The organism is Rhizobium sp. CFBP 8752 (assembly GCF_014842035.1).
GTDB classification, from domain to species: Bacteria; Pseudomonadota; Alphaproteobacteria; order Rhizobiales; family Rhizobiaceae; genus Neorhizobium; species Neorhizobium soli.
The window spans coordinates 1,536,435-1,554,267 of record NZ_JACYUZ010000001.1 but is presented as its reverse complement, the minus strand read 5'-3'; the positions used below and the strand labels follow the sequence as shown (position 1 = coordinate 1,554,267).

The window sequence follows — 17,833 nt, the reverse complement described above, 5'->3', positions numbered from 1 at the left end:
CAAGCCAAACCTGATTGGAAAGAGAACGCCGATGGAGCGCATCACCGTAGATATTGTCTCCGACGTCGTGTGCCCCTGGTGCTATCTGGGCAAGGCGCGGCTCGAGCTGGCAATCGCCGAAGTTCAGGACGAGATCGGCGTCGACCTGAACTGGCGCCCCTATCGCCTCAACCCGGACATTCCGCCTGAGGGTGTGGACCACAAGGCCTTTCTCGAAGCAAAGCTCGGCGGCAGCGAAACGGTCGCCCGCGCGCACGGGGCGCTCACTCAGCTGGGCCAGGAAGTCGGCATCGCATTCAATTTCGACGCGATCACGGTCGGCTCGAACACGCTCGATGCCCACCGTCTACTTCAGTGGGCGATGGTGGAAGGCCGCGAGGTTCAGGATCGCGTTGTGACCGCGCTGTTCAAGGCGAATTTCGAGCAGGGGCGCGTTGTCGGGGACCACGCGGTTCTCGCAGACATCGCCGTCGAAGCCGGTATGGATCGCACGGTCGTCGAGAACCTTCTGGCAGGTGACGCCGATAAGGACACGGTCCTTGCCGAGATCGACGCTGCGCAGAAGATGGGCGTCAACGGCGTGCCGTTCTTCATCATCGATGGACAGTATGCGGTGAGCGGTGCCCAGATGCCGGATGTTCTCGCCAACGCTTTACGCGAAATCGCCCAGCTCAAAGCCGAAGCTCGCAAGGGCATGATCTAGCTCTCTGAAAGTCATCTTTGTGCAGAAAGACCAGACCCTCAAGGGTGTCCTCATCGCCTTTGCGGCCTTCGCCGCCTATGCATGGAGCGACGCCAGCGTCAAATTGATCGAGGGCCAGCTGAGCCCCTATCAATCCTCGTTCCTCGGCGCGGTCTTCTGCCTCGTCGGTCTTCCCTTCCTCATGAAGAAGGGCGACCGCTGGACGGATATCTTCAACACCACCAACAGATCGCTCTGGATCCTGCGATTTGTGGCGCAGGCCGGCGGCACGATCGGCAGCGTCACTGCCTTCACCCATCTGTCGATGGCCGAAGCGTTCGCGCTGATCTTTCTTCTTCCGTCCTTCGTCACCATCATGTCGGTCATCTTCCTCAAGGAACAGGTCGGATACAGGCGCTGGGCCGCGGTCGTCATCGGCTTTGTCGGCGTCATGATCGTGCTCCGCCCCGGATTTCGCGAACTCTCGATCGGCCATCTCGGCGCCGTCTTCGGCGGCTTGAGCGGAGCCATCTCGATCGTCGTGTTCAGGGCCATGGGACCATCAGAGAAGAACATATCGCTCTACGGGGCCGGCGTGCTCGGAACGCTCGTCGTGTGCGGCGCGCTTGCCCTGCCCGGCTTCCAGGCACCGACGGCAATCCAGTGGCTCTGGCTGGCCGGCTACGGGCTTCTGGCAGCACTCGGCGCGATCCTGGTCATGTATGCAGCCGCCTATGCACCCGCGACCCTGATCGGTCCGACGCAATATAGCCAAATGATCTGGGCAGTGCTGTTCGGCTACCTGGTCTTCGGCGACCATATCGACCTGCCGATGGTGATCGGCATCATCCTGATCATCGGCTCGGGCATGCTGACCCTTATTCGCGAACGCGTCCGCGGCACGCCACTCCCGCCGGCCCTTGGCTCGGATACGCAAGCCGCAGCGGTGATGGCGCCGGAGGCGCCAGACACGAAGCCCTGAAAGCCACAGTATCGATTGAACGAAAAAGGCCGGTGAACTCTGCTCACCGGCCTTTTGTTTGTCGTCGGAGCGACGAGACGCTTCAGGTCTTCGCCAGTTCCGCAAACTGCGTCATCACCTGGGCTGCAGCCGTCAGACGCTTCGTCGGCGTCGGCAGGTCGCGGTTGAGGAAGATGCTCTGGTCCGGCCTGATCTTCGCAAGCGATCCCTGCTTGGCGATATAGCCGACCAGCGCCGCCGGGTTGGGGAACTGCTTGTCGCGGAAGACGATGACCACGCCCTTCGGACCGGCATCGACCTTCTCGACATTCGCCTTGCGGCACAGTGTCTTGATATAGACGACCTTGAGCAGGTTCTGCACTTCGGGCGGCATCGGCCCGAACCGATCGATCATTTCCGCGCCGAACCCGTCGATCTCCGACAGTTCCTGGACTTCGCCAAGGCGGCGATAGAGACCCATGCGCAGATGCAGATCCGGCACGTAGTTCTCCGGGATCATCGTGGTGATGCCGACGGAGATCTGTGGCGACCAGCCCGTATCGACGACGTCGTCCTCACCCTTCACCTCCGCAACCGCCTCTTCCAGCATCTGCTGGTAAAGCTCGAAACCGACTTCCTTGATGTGACCAGACTGCTCCTCGCCGAGAAGATTGCCGGCGCCGCGGATGTCGAGGTCGTGGCTTGCCAGCTGGAAACCGGCGCCCAACGTATCGAGCGACTGCAGCACCTTGAGGCGACGGTCCGCCATCTGGGTGAGCGTCTTGTTGACTGGCAGCGTGAACAGCGCGAACGCCCGAACCTTCGAGCGCCCAACGCGGCCACGCAGCTGATAGAGCTGCGCCAGTCCGAACATGTCGGCCCGGTGCACGATCAGTGTATTCGCAGTCGGCACGTCGAGACCGGATTCGACGATCGTGGTCGAGAGAAGCACATCATACTTGCCGTCGTAGAAGGCATTCATGATGTCCTCCAGCTCGCCGGCAGCCATCTGGCCATGCGCAACCGCGACCTTGAGTTCCGGCACGTCCGACTGCAGGAATGCCTGGATATCGGCAAGATCCGCCAGGCGCGGGCAGACGTAGAAACTCTGGCCGCCGCGGTAATGCTCTCGCATCAGTGTCTCGCGGATGACGAGCGGATCAAACGGCGAGATAAATGTCCGCACCGCCATGCGGTCGACCGGCGGCGTGGTGATCAGCGACAGTTCGCGAACGCCCGTCATGGCCAACTGCAGCGTCCGCGGGATCGGCGTCGCAGACAGCGTCAGCACATGCACGTCGGTCTTCATGTCCTTAAGCCGTTCCTTGTGCTTGACCCCGAAATGCTGCTCCTCGTCGATGATCAGCAGGCTCAAGTTCGCGAACTGGATGCTGTTGCCGAGCAGCGCATGGGTGCCGACGACGATATCGACCTTGCCCTCGGACAATTCCTTCTTCGTCAGCGCCAGTTCCTTTGCCGGCACAAGACGCGAGGCCTGTGCAATCCGGATCGGCAGCCCGCGGAAGCGGTTGGTAAACGTCTTGAAATGCTGGCGTGCCAGCAGGGTCGTCGGAACGACAACCGCAACCTGGGCGCCGTTCATCGCGGCAAAGAAGGCTGCGCGCAACGCCACTTCTGTCTTGCCGAAACCAACGTCGCCGCAGACGAGGCGATCCATCGGCCGTCCCGCGGCCAGATCGTCCCGCACGGCCTCGATCGCCGTTGCTTGGTCTTCCGTCTCGTCATAGGGGAAACGGGCGGCGAACTCGTCGTAGAGCCCTTCCGGCGTTGCCAGAACCGGTGCACGGCGCACCATGCGTGTGGCAGCGATGCGGATGAGGTCGCCCGCCATGTCGAGCAGGCGCTTCTTGAGCTTGGCCTTGCGGGCCTGCCAGGCACCGCCACCGAGCTTGTCGAGATTGGCTTCCGCTGCATCCGACCCGTAGCGGGAGAGAAGGTCGATGTTTTCGACCGGCAGGAAAAGCTTCGCCTGATCCGCGTAATGCAGTTCCAGGCAGGCACGCGGCGCGCCGGCGGCCTCGATCGTGATCAGGCCGACAAACTTGCCGATACCGTGTTCGGCGTGGACGACAAGCGACCCTTCGTCGAGACCCGCAACTTCGGTGAGGAAATCGGCTCCACGCTTGCGGCGCTTGCCGCGACGAACCATGCGGTCGCCAAGAATATCCTGCTCGCCGATCACGGCGATATCGCCGGTCTCGAACCCCGCCTCCAGGCTCATCACGGCGGACGCCGCCTCGCCTTTTTCAAGCTTCTGAAGGTCCGACAGCTTTTCAATCGGCTTGATGCGCTTCAGGCCGCGTTCGTCCAGCACCTGCAGCAGGCGGTCGAGCGAGCCGGCAGACCAGCCCGTGATCAGAACCTTCGTGCCTTCAGCGCGCTTGTCGGCGATGTGCTTGACGACAAGATCGAAAATATTGACGCGAACGTCACTATCGGAATCGTGCTCCTGGGTCTCGGACCCGGTCTCCGCCTGGCTTTTCGCCCAGCGCGGTCCTGTATGGGCATCCAGCGTCAGAACAGGCCGGCCAGCCGAATCCATCTCGTTGAAGGGCGTAAGCCTGATGGCCGCGACCTCATCGAGCGTTTCCGCAAACGACTTGCCGTCGAGATAAAGCTGGCCGGGCGAGACCGGCTTGTAGGGCGTTGCCTGCGCGGTCGCTCCCTTGCCCAGGCTCGCTTGATCGCGGCGTGCCTCGAAATAGTCGGTGACCAGCTTCGCGCGTTCCGTTGCCGCCTCGCGCGCATTGTGATCGGTGACAATGCGGAAGCCGCTCAGATAGTCGAACGCGGTCTCGAGCTTCTCGTAAAACAGCGGCAACCAGTGTTCCATGCCCGCATAACGACGACCCTCGGACACGGCCTGATAGAGCGCGTCGTCACGGTTGGCAGCGCCGAACAGCGAAAGGTAATTCGTGCGGAAGCGGCTGATCGTGTCGGGCGTCAGCGTCACTTCGCTCATCGGGTTGAGATCGAGCGAGCGGGCCTGACCTGTCGTGCGCTGGCTTGCCGGATCGAACGACCGGATCGTTTCCAGCGTATCGCCGAAGAAATCGAGCCGCACCGGCTCTTCCGTTCCGGGAACGAACACATCGAGAATACCGCCGCGCACCGCAAATTCGCCGACTTCGCGCACCGTGGAGACGCGGTCGAAGCCGTTGCGCTCAAGCCGCGCCGCGATGTCATCCATGCGGATCACGTTGCCGGGCTTGGCCGAAAACGCGAGGCTTTCGATCACCGACGCAGGCGCGATCTTCTGCAACATCGCATTGACGGTCACGAGCACGATCGCCGGATGCGGCTTCTTGGCATGCGCGATCAGCCCGGACAGGGCCGTCAGTCTCCGCGCGGAGACATCGGCACTCGGCGAAACGCGGTCATATGGCAGACAGTCCCAGGCCGGCAGCGAGAGAACCGGAATTTCTGGCGCGACGAAGGACAAGATCTGCTCCAGATCCGGCATCCGCTGACCGTCCGAAAGAACATAGGCAACCGACTGTCCGGCCCGCGCCAGTTCCGCCAAAACAAGCGCTTCGGTGCCGGGCGGCACGCTGCCGATGGTCAACGGCGTCGATGAGGCCGCGATCTTTTTCGCGTTGAATCCAGAAATCATTGGCCGAGTTTCTCTTGCAACGACTCTCTGGTCACGGGATCAAAATCCGGCTTGTAGGCGGCGATACGCGCAAAGAGAGGCGTATTGCGCTCCTCGGGCAGCGCCATAGCGCCGGTGATCCAGGCGTGCAGGTCGTGGTCCTGCTCATCCATGATCACTTCAAACTCGTCCAGTTCCGTATCGGAGAGGTTGGAAATCTCCGCCTCGGCGAAGCTGCCGAACACGAGATCCATCTCGCGAATACCGCGATGCCAGCAGCGATAGAGAATACGTCGGCGACGGGGGTCGAGATCCGCGCTGGTGCGTGCCAATCCAGTCATAAGCCAAGTCCCTGTTTTGCGGTTCATATAGGATTGTTTTCGGCTCGCGTCACCTTGCCAAATGGGCAAAACTTGCGCCATTTAGCCAACCATGCGTCCTGCCATACTCGATCCGCTGTTTGCCTCCGTCTCATCGCTGCCCGGCGTTGGCCCGAAGATCGCCGACCTGATCGCGCGTGTCGCCGGACGTGAGGATGCGGAAGACTGCCGGGTCGTCGATATCCTGTTCCACGCGCCCTATTCGCTGATCGACCGCCGCAACCGTCCGGGCATTGCGCTCGCGCCGCAAGGGGCGATCGTCACCATCGAGGGACGCGTCGACCGGCATCAACCTCCACCGGCCAGAACCAACCAGCCCTACCGGGTTTTTCTGCACGACGAGACGGGCGAACTCGCCCTCACCTTTTTCCGCGCAAAGGGAGACTGGCTGCACAAGACGCTTCCGGTCGACGAACAGGTCATGGTCAGCGGCAAGGTCGACTGGTTCAACGGCCGCGCCTCGATGATCCATCCGGATTTCATGGTGAAGGTATCGGAAGCCGAAAACCTGCCGCTTGTGGAACCAGTCTATCCTATGACCGCGGGCCTCTCTTCGAAGACATTCCGCCGGACGATTGAAGCTGCAATCGCGCGCCTGCCCCAGTTCCCGGAATGGGCGGATTTGAGCCTCACGCAGCGTGAGGGCTTTCCTACCGTAACGGAAGCCTTTCAGGAACTGCACGATCCGCGGGACGAAACGGATATCGATCCCCAGTCCAAGGCACGCCGCCGCTTGGCCTATGACGAGTTCCTTGCAGGCCAGGTGTCGCTGGCACTGGTGCGCCAGAAGATCCGCAAAGTGCCGGGACAGCCGATCCGGGTAAAGGGCGAGCTTGCCGCCCGGCTCGTCGCCGCACTGCCGTTTTCGCTGACGCCGAGCCAGAAATCCTCCGTCGAGGATATCACCAAGGATATGGCAGGCGAAGACCGCATGCTGCGGCTGTTGCAGGGCGATGTCGGTGCCGGCAAGACGCTGGTGGCCCTGCTGGCGATGGCCGCCGCCGTCGAAGCCGGCGGCCAGGCCGTGCTGATGGCACCGACCGAAATCCTCGCCCGCCAGCATTTCTCGACCATCTCGAAACTGGCCGGTGCCGCCGGCGTCACGGTCGAACTTCTGACCGGCCGCACCAAGGGTCGCGAACGCGAAGCCATCGTCGAGCGGATCGCCTCGGGCGAGGCCCAGATCGTCATCGGCACCCACGCGCTGTTCCAGGACACCGTCAGCTATCACAGCCTGATGCTCGCGGTCGTCGACGAGCAGCATCGGTTCGGCGTTCATCAGCGTCTGCGTCTGACCGCCAAGGGCATCTCCCCGCATATGCTTGTCATGACCGCGACGCCCATCCCGCGCACACTGGTGCTGGCAGCCTTCGGCGATATGGATGTGTCCAAGCTGACCGAAAAGCCGGCTGGCAGAAAGCCAATCCAGACCGTGACGATCCCGACCGAACGGATCGGCGACGTCGTAGGCCGCCTGCGAAGCGCCGTCGCTGAGGGCAAGAAGGCCTACTGGATCTGCCCGCTCGTCGAGGAATCGGATGTCTCCGAACTGATGTCGGCCGAGGAGCGCTATGCGGTGCTGGCCCGCGAACTCGGTGCCGGTAATGTCGGCCTCGTGCATGGCCGAATGGCCGGACCGGAAAAAGACGCCGTCATGAGCGCTTTCAAGAACGGCGAGATCCGCCTGCTTGTGGCAACCACGGTTGTCGAGGTCGGCGTCGATGTGCCCGATGCAACGATCATGGTGATCGAACATGCAGAGCGGTTTGGTCTAGCGCAGCTCCACCAGTTGCGCGGACGTGTAGGGCGTGGAGACGAAGCCTCAACCTGCATTCTTCTCTACAAGGGACCACTCAGCGAGACAGGCCATGCCCGCCTGTCGATTCTTCGCGACAGCGAGGACGGATTTCTGATCGCCGAGGAAGACCTGAAACTGCGTGGCGAGGGAGAGCTCCTCGGCACCCGCCAGTCAGGCACGCCAGGGTTCAAGATCGCAAGCCTCGAAGCACACGCGGATCTTCTCGAGATCGCCCGCAAGGACGCGACCTACCTCCTGGATCGCGATCCCGACCTCACAAGTGAACGCGGCGAGGCCGTACGCGCGCTGCTGTACCTGCATAGACGCGACGAAGCGATCCGCTTCCTACGCGCCGGCTAAGGTGCTGTCGGAGGCGTGGTAACGGTGGGCATGTCCTGCGGTGCCGGCAGGATCGGAACCTCGCCCGGCTTCGGCGTATAGGTCGGAGAAATGAGGCCGCCCGAGATCAACAGTTTAGCGCCTTCTTCCGGCGTCATGTCGAGCATGATGATCTGGCTTTTGCGCACGAACATCAGGAAACCTGCCGTCGGAACAGGCGTCGGTGGCATGAACACCGCCACCATCTCCTCGCCGTCTGCGTTGAGCTTCTCGGCAATCTCGCCCTGTGCATCGCCGGCAATAAACACGAGCACCCAGGTGCCGGGTGTCGGAAATTCGACCATGCCGCATTTCTTGAACGACGTGGACTGTTCCTTCAGAACCGTCTCGAGGATCTGTTTGACGCTCTTGTAGATGGTCCGGATAAGCGGCATCTGGTTGAGGATCGACTCACCGAAACTGACGATCGAGCGACCGATCAGGTTCCGGCCGAGAAAGCCGATGATGGTGATCATCACCATCGCCAGCAGCAGACCAGTGCCGGGAATCGTTACGTCGAAGTAATATTGGGGGTCGTAACGCTGCGGAATGTAGGGCGTTACCCAGCTATCTGCCCAGTCGATAAACGTGAAGGTCAGCCATATGGTGATCGCCAATGGCGCGCATATGATCAGGCCGGTGAGGAAGTTGTTTCTGAGCCGACCGGCCAGCGATAGGCGCTCTGGACTGTCGCTCATGAAAATTCCTTAAGTGAGACGTCGATTGCCGCATTCATACAATGCGACAATGCAAGATGGATTGCTGCGATGCAAGGGAAAGCGACCCCTGCCCGATCACTCCACAGTGACGGATTTCGCAAGGTTGCGTGGCTGATCCACATCGGTGCCCATAAACACCGCCGTGTGGTAGGCAAGCAGCTGGATCGGCAGCGAAAAAATCATCGGCGAAATGATTTCGTCCACGTTCGGCAGCACGATCGTCGCCATCGTCGGAAGCTTCGAGGCCGCAGCGCCCTTTTCGTCGGTAATGAAGATGATCTTGCCGCCGCGGGCCGCCACTTCCTGCATGTTCGACACGGTCTTTTCGAAGAACCGGTCATGCGGCGCAATGACGATGACGGGCATGTGCTCGTCGATCAGAGCAATCGGTCCGTGCTTCAACTCGCCGGCTGCGTAGCCTTCCGCATGAATGTAGGAAATTTCCTTCAGTTTGAGAGCACCTTCGAGTGCGAGCGGATAGCTCGTGCCGCGCCCGAGATAGAGCACATCCTTGAAGCGCGAAAGTTCACGCGAAAGCGCCTCGATCTGCGGCTGGATATCGTTCAATACCCGGCTCATGATTCGCGGCATCTCGGCTAAGTGCTTTACCATCGCCTTCTCGTCGCTCTCCGTCACTGTCCCGCGGACGCGACCGGCGCCGATCGAAAGAGCCGCCAGAACCGCGAGCTGGCAGGTGAACGCCTTGGTCGAGGCGACACCTATCTCCGGTCCTGCGAGAATTGGAAACACTGCATCCGATTCGCGCGCGATCGTCGATTCGCGGACATTGACGATGGCCCCGATCTTGAGCCCCTGATCCTTGCAGTAGCGCAGGGATGCGAGTGTATCGGCTGTCTCGCCGGACTGCGAGATGAACAGCGCCGCCTGGCTGGGCGACAGCGGCAGTTCGCGGTAGCGGAATTCCGAGGCGACGTCGATCTCGACGGGAAGGCGAGCGTACCGCTCGAACCAGTATTTGCCGATAAGACCGGACAGATAGGCCGTACCGCAGGCGGAGATCGCGAGACCGGACACCGTCGAGAAATCAATCGCCGTATCCGTCGGCTTCACCGTGTTGGTGGCAAAGTCGATGTAATGGGCAAGCGCATGGGAGATGATCTCCGGCTGCTCGTAGATCTCCTTCTCCATGAAGTGGCGGTGGTTGCCCTTGTCGACCATGAAGGTCGCGGCCTGCGAAATCTGGCTCTTGCGGGTAACCGGCCGGCCTTCGTAGTCGATGACATCGAGACGATCGTGGGTGATGATGGCGCAGTCGCCATCGACCAGATAGGTGATCTCGTTGGTAAAGGGCGAAAGCGCAATTGCGTCCGATCCTAAGAACATCTCTCCCCGACCATGACCGACGGCGAGCGGCGGTCCGAATCGCGCCGAAAAGATCGTGCCGGGCTCGTCCTCGAACATCACGACCAGCGCATAGGCGCCGGAAACGCGGTTGAGCATGGCAAGCATCGCTTCGCGGTGCCCCAGGCCTTCGCGCGTGTAATGCGCCAGAAGATGCGCCACGACTTCCGTATCCGTCTGGCTGGTGAACACAGCCCCGTCGGCGATCAGTGCGTCCTTGAGTTCGGAGAAATTCTCGATGATGCCGTTATGAACAACCGCGACTCCGTCGACGAAATGCGGATGCGCGTTCGTCTCGTTCGGCACGCCATGCGTCGCCCAGCGGGTATGGGCAATCCCGATCGTGCCCGGCAGCGGCTCGCCATCGAGCTTCTTTTCGAGATTGAACAGCTTGCCCTCGGCGCGGCGGCGATCGAGCTTGCCCTCGTGGATGGTGGCGACGCCGGCGGAATCATAGCCGCGGTATTCCAGCCGCCGCAACGCCTCGACCAGACGCGTCGCTACCGGCTCATGGCCCACGATCCCGACAATCCCGCACATATAGGCCTCTCCAATTCTTATCGTTCGATCGCGAAGTCCTAGCCGATTGCCCCCGCCGTGCAATCACCGGCGCGGTCACTTTCGATGTCGAACAGTAACGCGAAATCCTTAATGGGTCGGACCTGCCGCTGCGGCCTGTTCGAAGCAGTTCTTGCCCCTCCCGCAGCGACGGATCCATCCGTCTTCAATGTAGCCCCGGACGGCTACTTCGCCTTCGATGCCTTTATCGCCAGCGCCCGCTCGCGAATGACCTTCGCGCGGCCCGGCTTCACTTCCTGCCGGGCGCGACCAAGGGCCAGCGCATCATCAGGCACATCCTCGGTAATCACACTGCCTGACGCGACATAAGCCCCGTCACCGATCGACACCGGCGCAACCAATGACGAATTCGACCCGATGAAGCTGTTCGCGCCGATCCGGGTCTCATGCTTGTTGACGCCGTCATAGTTGCAGGTGATCGTGCCGGCGCCGATATTGGCATGCGCGCCGATGACCGCATCGCCGATATAGGTGAGGTGGTTCACCTTGGCGCCCTCGCCGACCTTGCCGTTCTTCACCTCGCAGAAATTGCCGACCTTCGAGCCCTCGGCGAGATCAGCACCCGGGCGAAGACGCGCGAATGGCCCGACTGTCGCACCCGAACTGACATGCGCACCTTCGATATGGGAAAACGCGTGGATGACCGCACCGCTATCGATCGTCACGCCCGGCCCGAACACCACATTCGGCTCGATCAGCGCGTCCTGTCCGATCTGCGTATCATAGGCCAGGAAAACGGTTTCCGGCGCAATCATGGTGACACCGGACACCATCAGTTCATGTCGGCGACGCTCCTGCCACAGGCGCTCGATGTAAGCCAGTTCCGCCCGGTTGTTGCAGCCCGTCAGTTCCGTTTCGGGCGCATCCACGGCAACGACCTTGCCGCCGTTCGCCCGGGCGATCTCCACGAGATCCGTCAGGTAGTACTCGCCCTTGGCATTGGCATTGCCGATCTGTTCGAGCAGGGCCAAAGCCTTGGCACCGTTGATTGCCATCAGGCCGCTATTGCACCAGGTGACCTTGCGTTCCTCGTCAGTCGCATCCTTCTCCTCGCGGATGGCGACAAGCTCACCATTCTCCACCAGAAGACGACCGTAGCCGGTCGGCTTGTCCGTGTGGAAGCCGATGACCACGACATCGGCGCCATTCTGCAACTCAGCCCGAGCGGCCATGAACGGGGCAGCGGTGATCAACGGAACGTCGGCATAGGCCACCAGAACGTCGTCCAAACCTTCCGCGATCGCGTCACGCGCCGCGAGAACTGCGTGTCCGGTGCCAAGCCGCTCCGTCTGCAGGAAAGCTTTGACCGATATCCCGCCGATTGCTCCTGCCTTGGCAACCTTGTCTGCGTCGCGGCCGACCACAAGTGCTGCGTCCGTCATGCCGGCCGAAGCGACCGCTGCCATCACATGCGCGATCATCGGCCGCCCGGCGACCGGATGCAGCACTTTCGACATGGACGATTTCATTCTCGTACTGTCGCCAGCGGCAAGAATGACGGCAAGGCAGGAACGGCTCATTTCAGAATCTCCTTCGGCGATCGCCGCCTGTGTAGCAGCAAGTGTCTTGAAGGGCGATAAACGGCATATGTCCATCAGAAACAAAAAGGGCGCCGATGAAGGCGCCCTTTGAAATTCAGCTTATAGACGAGCTCACTTCGGAAGCTTGTCGTCCACGCCCTGGATGTAGAAGTTCATGCCGAGCAGAACGCCGTCCTCGGCCTTTTCGCCGGCCTTCAGCCACTCGGAACCGTCCTGCTTGTTGATCGGGCCGGTGAACGGATGCAGTTCGCCGGACTTGATCTTGGCTTCGGTCTCTTCGGCCATCGCCTTCACGTCGTCAGGCATATTGGTGTAGGGCGCCATCGTCAGGATACCGTCCTTCAGGCCGTCCCAGATCTGCTCGGACTTCCAGGAGCCGTCGAGAAGTGCCTTGGTGCGCTTGATGTAATAGGCGCCCCAGGTATCGACGATCGCAGTCAGCTGCGTCTTCGGACCGGCGGCGATCATGTCGGACGCCTGACCGAATGCGAAAATGCCGCGTTCGGCTGCAACCTGCATCGGTGCCGTCGTGTCGGTGTGCTGGGTCAGGATATCGACGCCCTGGTCGACCAGAGCCTTGGCAGCATCGGCTTCCTTGCCCGGGTCGAACCAGGTGTTCGCCCATACGACCTTGAGCTTGAAGTCAGGATTGACCGACTTTGCACCGAGTTCGAAAGCGTTGATGCCCATCACCACTTCCGGGATCGGGAAGGATGCGATGTAGCCGGCAACGCCCTTCTTCGACATCTTCGCAGCGATCTGGCCCTGGATGTAGCGGCCTTCGTAGAAGCGCGAATTGTAGGTCGCGAGGTTCGGACCAGCCTTGAAGCCGGTCGCATGTTCGAACTTCACGTTCGGGAACTTGGCGGCAACCTTCACGGTCGCATCCATGAAGCCGAACGATGTCGTGTAGACGATCGCGCAACCGGAGCGGGCCATGCGCTCGATCGCACGTTCGGCATCCGGACCTTCCGGCACGCTTTCGAGGAACGGCGTCTCGATCTTGTCGCCAAGTGCCTTTTCTAGCTCGATACGGCCGCGATCATGTGCCTGGGTCCAGCCGCCATCGGTCTTGGAACCGACATAGATGAAGCAGACCTTCTTCTTTTCCTGGGCCTGCGCGCCGGTCGAGAAACCACCCAGAAGGGCGGCCGACGCGGCTAGGGCGATAATCAGTTTCTTCATTTCCTAAACCTCTATTGGCTTGAAGACGGGGTGTGCTTACCGCGGTCACCGATCGGGGACGAATGCCTTTCCGAGCGAAGCCGGCGTATTGATGAGCGTCGTGCGACGATTATGCGAGATGATGATGAGGACGACAATAGTCGCCACGTAAGGAAGTGCGGACAGAACCTGGGACGGAATGCCGATACCGAACGCCTGCGCATGCAGCTGCCCGATCGTGACGGCCCCGAAGAGATAGCCGCCGGCCAGAACCCGCCACGGCCGCCATGAAGCAAAGACGACGAGCGCAAGCGCAATCCAGCCGCGTCCGGCCGACATGTTTTCCACCCACTGCGGCGTATAGACAAGCGACAGCTGCGCGCCGGCAAGACCCGCACAGGCGCCACCGAACATAACCGCCAGATAGCGTGTGCGGATGACGTTGATGCCGAGCGCGTGCGCCGACCCGTGGTTGTCGCCGATCGCGCGAAGCTTCAGGCCGCGACGGCTCTTGAACAGGAACCAGTTGATGCCGATGACGAGCGCGATCGACAGATAAAAGGTCAGATCCTGCGCGAAGAGAACGCGGCCGACGAAGGGAATATCGGACAGAAGCGGAATGACGATCGGCTGCAGCTTGATGCCCGGCTGACCGACAAAGCTCTCGCCGAGCTGGCCGGAAATGCCGAGACCGAGGATCGTGAGCGCCAGCCCCGTCGCCACCTGGTTTGCCACCAACGTCAGCGTCAGGAACCCGAACAGCAGCGAAAACAGCCCGCCGCCGACAATGCCGGCGACGATGCCGATATAGGGCGAACCGGTTATCTGCGTCGCCGCGAAGGCGCAGACGGCGCCCATGATCATCATGCCTTCGACGCCGAGGTTGAGAACGCCCGCACGCTCGGTGACAAGTTCGCCGAGAGCCGCGATGACGAGCGGTGTTGCGGCAGTGATAACGGTCAGAAGGATCGCCTCGAACATCAGCCCTTCGCCTCCGCCTGGCCGCCGGCAAAAATCAGCCGGATGCGGTAATGGATCAGCGTATCGCAAGACAGCACGAAGAACAGCAGTAGTCCCTGGAAGACGCGGCTGACCTTGTCTGAAATCCCGATCGAAAGCTGGGCTGCCTCACCACCGAGATAGGTGAGCGCCAGAACCAGACCCGACGCGATGATTCCGAGCGGATTGAGACGCCCCAGAAACGCGACGATGATCGCGGTGAAACCGTATCCGGGCGAAATCGACGGCTGCACGTGACCGATCGAACCGGATACTTCCGAGATCCCCGCAAGCCCGGCAAGTCCGCCGGAGACGAGCATCGAGAACCACACCATGCGCCGTGCCGAAAAGCCGGCAAAACGCCCTGCCCGTTCCGACTGCCCAAGCACCTGAACCTCGAAACCCTTCAGCATGAAGCGCATCATGAACCAGAGCGCCACCGCGGCAATGATCGCGAAGGCAAAGCCCCAATGGGCCCGGCCGGAGGCCAGCATTTCCGGCAGCACCGCTTCTATCTGGAAGCTCTTCGTCTGTGGAAAATTATAGCCCTGCGGGTCACGCCAAGGGCCGCGGACCAGCCAGTCGAGAAACAGCTGCGCGATATAGACCAGCATCAGGCTGGTCAGGATTTCGTTGGTGTTGAAACGCGTCTTCAAAAGTGCGGGAATGCCCGCGTAGAGCGCGCCGCCGGCAATGCCCATCAGAAGCATCAGCGGCAGGATCATCGGCGAATGCCACTCGGGATAGAGAACCGGCAGGATCGAGCCCGTGATCGCCCCGATCGTGAACTGGCCCTCGGCGCCGATATTCCAGTTGTTCGAGCGGTAACAGATCGAAAGCCCGACCGCGATCAGGATCAGCGGCGCGGCCTTGACGGCCAGTTCATGCAGCGACCAGACTTCGAGAAGCGGCTCGATGAAGAAGCTGTAGAGCGCCGAGCCCGGGTTCTTGCCGAGCGCCCAGAACAGGATCGCCCCGCCGATCAGTGTCAGCACCAGCGCCAGAAGCGGCGAGAGAACCGAAAACAGGGTCGAGACGCGGGCACGTTTTTGCAGTTCAATGCGCATGCGCTGCCTCCGGTGAGGACGGCATGGCGTCAGGGATCGAATGGCTCTCGTGGATGCCACCCATCATCAACCCGATCCGCTCCAGCGACAGGCTGCCGACCGGATGCGGCTCCGACAATTTGCCCTCCGAGATAACAGCGATATTGGTTGCCACCTCGAAAATCTCATCAAGGTCCTGGCTGATCACGACGACGGCGGAGCCGGATTTCGCGAGATCGATCAGCGCCTGACGGATGCGGCTCGCAGCACCGGCATCGACGCCCCAGGTCGGCTGGTTGACGATCATGATCGAAGGCTGCCGATCGAGTTCGCGCCCCACGACGAATTTCTGCAGATTGCCTCCCGAAAGCGAACCGGCCAGCGGATCCTCTCCACTCTTGCGCACGTCCATCTGCTGGCAGATGCGTTTGGTGGCAGAGCGGATCGCACCGGAACGCACGATCGACGCCAGACCGCCCGACAAAAATGCCTTGCGGTCCGGCTGGCTGCGCGCCAGAAGCAGATTGTCGGTCAACGACATGCCGGGTACGGCAGCATGACCATGCCGCTCCTCGGGCACGAAACTCGCCCCGAGCAACCGCCGCCCGTTGATGCCGGTGCGCCCCACCGCCTTGCCGCGGATCTTGATCCTGTCGTCATCGGCAACCGGATACTCGCCAGACAGCGCATCAAAAAGCTCGCTCTGACCATTGCCAGCAATGCCCGCAATCGCGAGGATTTCGCCCGCCCTAACGCGCATAGAAATGTTCTTGAGACTGACCGCGAATGGCGAGCGCGCCCTCACTGTCAAATCGGTGACATCGAGCTGAATGTCGCCAAGCGCCACCGTCTCGTCCCGATGCACCGCGGCAACTTCCGTCCCCACCATCATCCGGGCAAGTGACGCTGGCGTCTCCTGCCTCGGATCGCAGGCGCCGGTCACCTTGCCGTGGCGAAGCACGGTGGCGCGGTCGCAGATGCGACGCACTTCTTCCAGCCGGTGGCTGATATAAAGCACCGAGCGGCCCTCGGCCTTCAGCTTGAAGAGCGTCTCGAACAACCGGTCCGCTTCCTGCGGCGTGAGCACGGAGGTCGGCTCGTCGAGAATGATCAGCTTCGGGTTCTGGAGGAGAGCCCGCACGATCTCGATCCGCTGGCGTTCACCGACCGAAAGGTCTGCCACATGCGCATAAGGATCAAGCGGCAGTCCGTACGCCTTGGAAAGCGAGGCAGCCTCTTCGGCGATCTTGGCAAGCGGCGTTTTCGGATCGAGAGACAAGGCAATGTTTTCGGCAACCGTCAGCGCTTCGAACAGCGAGAAGTGCTGAAACACCATGCCGATGCCGAGCTGCCGGGCTTCCCCAGGCGAACCAATCGTCACCGGGTTCCCCTGCCAGACAATCTGCCCGCCCGATGGCTGAAGCACGCCGAACAGCATTTTTACGAGAGTGGATTTGCCGGCACCGTTTTCGCCGAGCAGCGCATGGATTTCACCCGGCGCGATATCGAGATCGATACCACTGCACGCAGCAAAATCGCCGAACAGCTTCGTCAGTCCACGGACCGACAAAAGCGAAGCAGCCTGCTCGCTCTCGGAAAAAGTCACGACGTCCCCTCGTTCACCCGCGCGCCCGGTCTTGAGTGCCGGTATTTCCGCGTCGCAGTTATTTCAAATGCTGAACCCGTCCGGTCTGACCGGATACTGGGTTGATATTGATACCGTTTTTGTTGCCTTGCACAACAGCAAAGAGACGCGTTGCGAAAAAACGCAGCTATTTTCCTAGACCTGGAAAAAGCTGCATTATGCCGCCGATGCAATACAGATAAAGACTGCTGATCACGACGCCCCAGACGAGCCAGTCCGGCGACTGGAAATGCAGGAGCAGCGAGTAGCCGGCGAGCGCGCACCAGAGCAGGCAGATCCCGAGATTGAGCGGCCGCAGGCGCTTGACGCGGACGGGATGGAGGAAATTGATCGGCAGGAAAGTGGCAACCACGGATACGGAGACCACGATCATGGCCGTCGTCGCACTGGCATCGATGACGAACAGCGTCAGTACCACCATGTTCCAGACGACCGGGAAACCGGAGAAGAAATACTCGTCGGTCTTCATGCCCATGTCGGCATAATAGATCGCACTCGAAACGACGATGGCGCCGGCCGCAACGAATGACCAGGGTTCGCCGATCATTCCACTTTGATAAAGCGCAAAGGCCGGCAGGAGAACGTAAGTCACGTAATCAATGATATTGTCGAGCGTATCGCCCGACCAGTTCGGAAGGACTTCCTTCACATGCACCTTGCGAGCGATCGGCCCGTCGATCCCGTCAACCAGAAGTGCCAGCCCGAGCCACCAGAACATGTCGACAAATCGATGTTCTGCCGCAGCGACGACACCGAGGAATGCCAGGAAGGAGCCTGACGCCGTCAGGAGATGCACGGAGAAAGCCCGGATTTCCGCGTAAGGGACGTTCCGATAATTGAATAGTCGCCTGAACACGCGTCCCCCGCCTTTCCGTGAAGCCTGCGAGATATGCGGCCAATTGTCCCCGTTTGCAACTGCGCATGCCGGCGCACACCTGATTATGACCGGGAAAACCAGGATTTCTC

The 17,833-nt window shown here is 61.2% G+C and carries 13 protein-coding genes; 3 read left to right on the top strand and 10 right to left on the bottom strand.

Translation table 11 applies throughout. The annotated features are described in order from the left end of the window. The first annotated feature begins 31 nt into the window (after positions 1 to 31). Positions 32 to 703 (top strand): DsbA family oxidoreductase, encoded by a 672-nt coding sequence (locus IFT59_RS07390; protein ID WP_192086505.1) that lies wholly within the window; start codon positions 32 to 34, stop codon positions 701 to 703. Between the two features lie 19 nt (positions 704 to 722). Continuing rightward, on the top strand, positions 723 to 1,664 hold the full coding sequence (locus IFT59_RS07385) for a DMT family transporter (protein WP_062456805.1): 942 nt from the start codon (positions 723 to 725) through the stop codon (positions 1,662 to 1,664). An 82-nt stretch (positions 1,665 to 1,746) separates the two neighbouring features. Here IFT59_RS07385 and mfd read toward each other — a convergent pair whose 3' ends face one another. Continuing rightward, positions 1,747 to 5,277, bottom strand: coding sequence for a transcription-repair coupling factor (mfd, locus tag IFT59_RS07380; protein WP_192086504.1), 3,531 nt, complete (start codon positions 5,275 to 5,277; stop codon positions 1,747 to 1,749). Further along, on the bottom strand, positions 5,274 to 5,597 hold the full coding sequence (locus IFT59_RS07375; protein ID WP_062456798.1) for an FAD assembly factor SdhE: 324 nt from the start codon (positions 5,595 to 5,597) through the stop codon (positions 5,274 to 5,276). The genes mfd and IFT59_RS07375 overlap by 4 nt, the downstream gene beginning before the upstream one ends. A gap of 91 nt (positions 5,598 to 5,688) precedes the next feature. Between IFT59_RS07375 and recG the strand changes: the two genes are divergently transcribed. Continuing rightward, a complete protein-coding gene (gene recG / locus IFT59_RS07370) occupies positions 5,689 to 7,794 on the top strand; it encodes an ATP-dependent DNA helicase RecG (RefSeq protein WP_192086503.1) in 2,106 nt (701 codons plus the stop codon). Here recG and IFT59_RS07365 read toward each other — a convergent pair. The 8 genes from IFT59_RS07365 to pcsA form a co-directional block, all read right to left on the bottom strand. Further along, positions 7,791 to 8,510: a DUF502 domain-containing protein gene (locus tag IFT59_RS07365; RefSeq protein ID WP_092662398.1), complete on the bottom strand. Its 720-nt coding sequence runs from the start codon at positions 8,508 to 8,510 to the stop codon at positions 7,791 to 7,793. The genes recG and IFT59_RS07365 overlap by 4 nt on opposite strands. A 96-nt stretch (positions 8,511 to 8,606) precedes the next feature. Beyond that, entirely contained in the window at positions 8,607 to 10,433 is a 1,827-nt protein-coding gene (glmS, locus tag IFT59_RS07360; protein WP_192086502.1) for a glutamine--fructose-6-phosphate transaminase (isomerizing), read from the bottom strand. Between the two features lie 203 nt (positions 10,434 to 10,636). Further along, a complete protein-coding gene (glmU, locus tag IFT59_RS07355) occupies positions 10,637 to 11,992 on the bottom strand; it encodes a bifunctional UDP-N-acetylglucosamine diphosphorylase/glucosamine-1-phosphate N-acetyltransferase GlmU (protein WP_192086501.1) in 1,356 nt (451 codons plus the stop codon). 132 nt (positions 11,993 to 12,124) lie between these two features. Next, the gene (locus tag IFT59_RS07350) at positions 12,125 to 13,198 is read right to left on the bottom strand and encodes a BMP family ABC transporter substrate-binding protein (RefSeq protein ID WP_092660893.1); all 1,074 of its coding nucleotides are present in this window, start codon (positions 13,196 to 13,198) and stop codon (positions 12,125 to 12,127) included. 45 nt (positions 13,199 to 13,243) lie between these two features. Further along, entirely contained in the window at positions 13,244 to 14,158 is a 915-nt protein-coding gene (locus IFT59_RS07345) for an ABC transporter permease (protein WP_192086500.1), read from the bottom strand. After that, positions 14,158 to 15,243 (bottom strand): ABC transporter permease, encoded by a 1,086-nt coding sequence (locus IFT59_RS07340; protein WP_192086499.1) that lies wholly within the window; start codon positions 15,241 to 15,243, stop codon positions 14,158 to 14,160. Before IFT59_RS07340 ends, IFT59_RS07345 begins: the two co-directional genes overlap by 1 nt. Beyond that, positions 15,233 to 16,828 carry an ATP-binding cassette domain-containing protein gene (locus IFT59_RS07335; RefSeq protein ID WP_192086498.1) on the bottom strand — a complete coding sequence of 532 codons (1,596 nt, stop codon included), beginning with the start codon at positions 16,826 to 16,828 and terminating at the stop codon, positions 15,233 to 15,235. The genes IFT59_RS07340 and IFT59_RS07335 overlap by 11 nt, the downstream gene beginning before the upstream one ends. Positions 16,829 to 16,994: 166 nt before the next feature. Further along, positions 16,995 to 17,723: a phosphatidylcholine synthase gene (pcsA, locus tag IFT59_RS07330; RefSeq protein WP_062456769.1), complete on the bottom strand. Its 729-nt coding sequence runs from the start codon at positions 17,721 to 17,723 to the stop codon at positions 16,995 to 16,997. Positions 17,724 to 17,833 lie beyond the last annotated feature (110 nt).

Coding starts and splice junctions, on each gene's coding strand:
- IFT59_RS07390 (WP_192086505.1), top strand. CDS start 32: ATGGAGCGCATCACCGTAGATATTGTCTCCGACGTCGTGTGCCCCTGG.
- mfd (WP_192086504.1), bottom strand. CDS start 5,277: ATGATTTCTGGATTCAACGCGAAAAAGATCGCGGCCTCATCGACGCCG.
- IFT59_RS07375 (WP_062456798.1), bottom strand. CDS start 5,597: ATGACTGGATTGGCACGCACCAGCGCGGATCTCGACCCCCGTCGCCGA.
- recG (WP_192086503.1), top strand. CDS start 5,689: ATGCGTCCTGCCATACTCGATCCGCTGTTTGCCTCCGTCTCATCGCTG.
- IFT59_RS07365 (WP_092662398.1), bottom strand. CDS start 8,510: ATGAGCGACAGTCCAGAGCGCCTATCGCTGGCCGGTCGGCTCAGAAAC.
- glmS (WP_192086502.1), bottom strand. CDS start 10,433: ATGTGCGGGATTGTCGGGATCGTGGGCCATGAGCCGGTAGCGACGCGT.
- glmU (WP_192086501.1), bottom strand. CDS start 11,992: ATGAGCCGTTCCTGCCTTGCCGTCATTCTTGCCGCTGGCGACAGTACG.
- IFT59_RS07350 (WP_092660893.1), bottom strand. CDS start 13,198: ATGAAGAAACTGATTATCGCCCTAGCCGCGTCGGCCGCCCTTCTGGGT.
- IFT59_RS07345 (WP_192086500.1), bottom strand. CDS start 14,158: ATGTTCGAGGCGATCCTTCTGACCGTTATCACTGCCGCAACACCGCTC.
- IFT59_RS07340 (WP_192086499.1), bottom strand. CDS start 15,243: ATGCGCATTGAACTGCAAAAACGTGCCCGCGTCTCGACCCTGTTTTCG.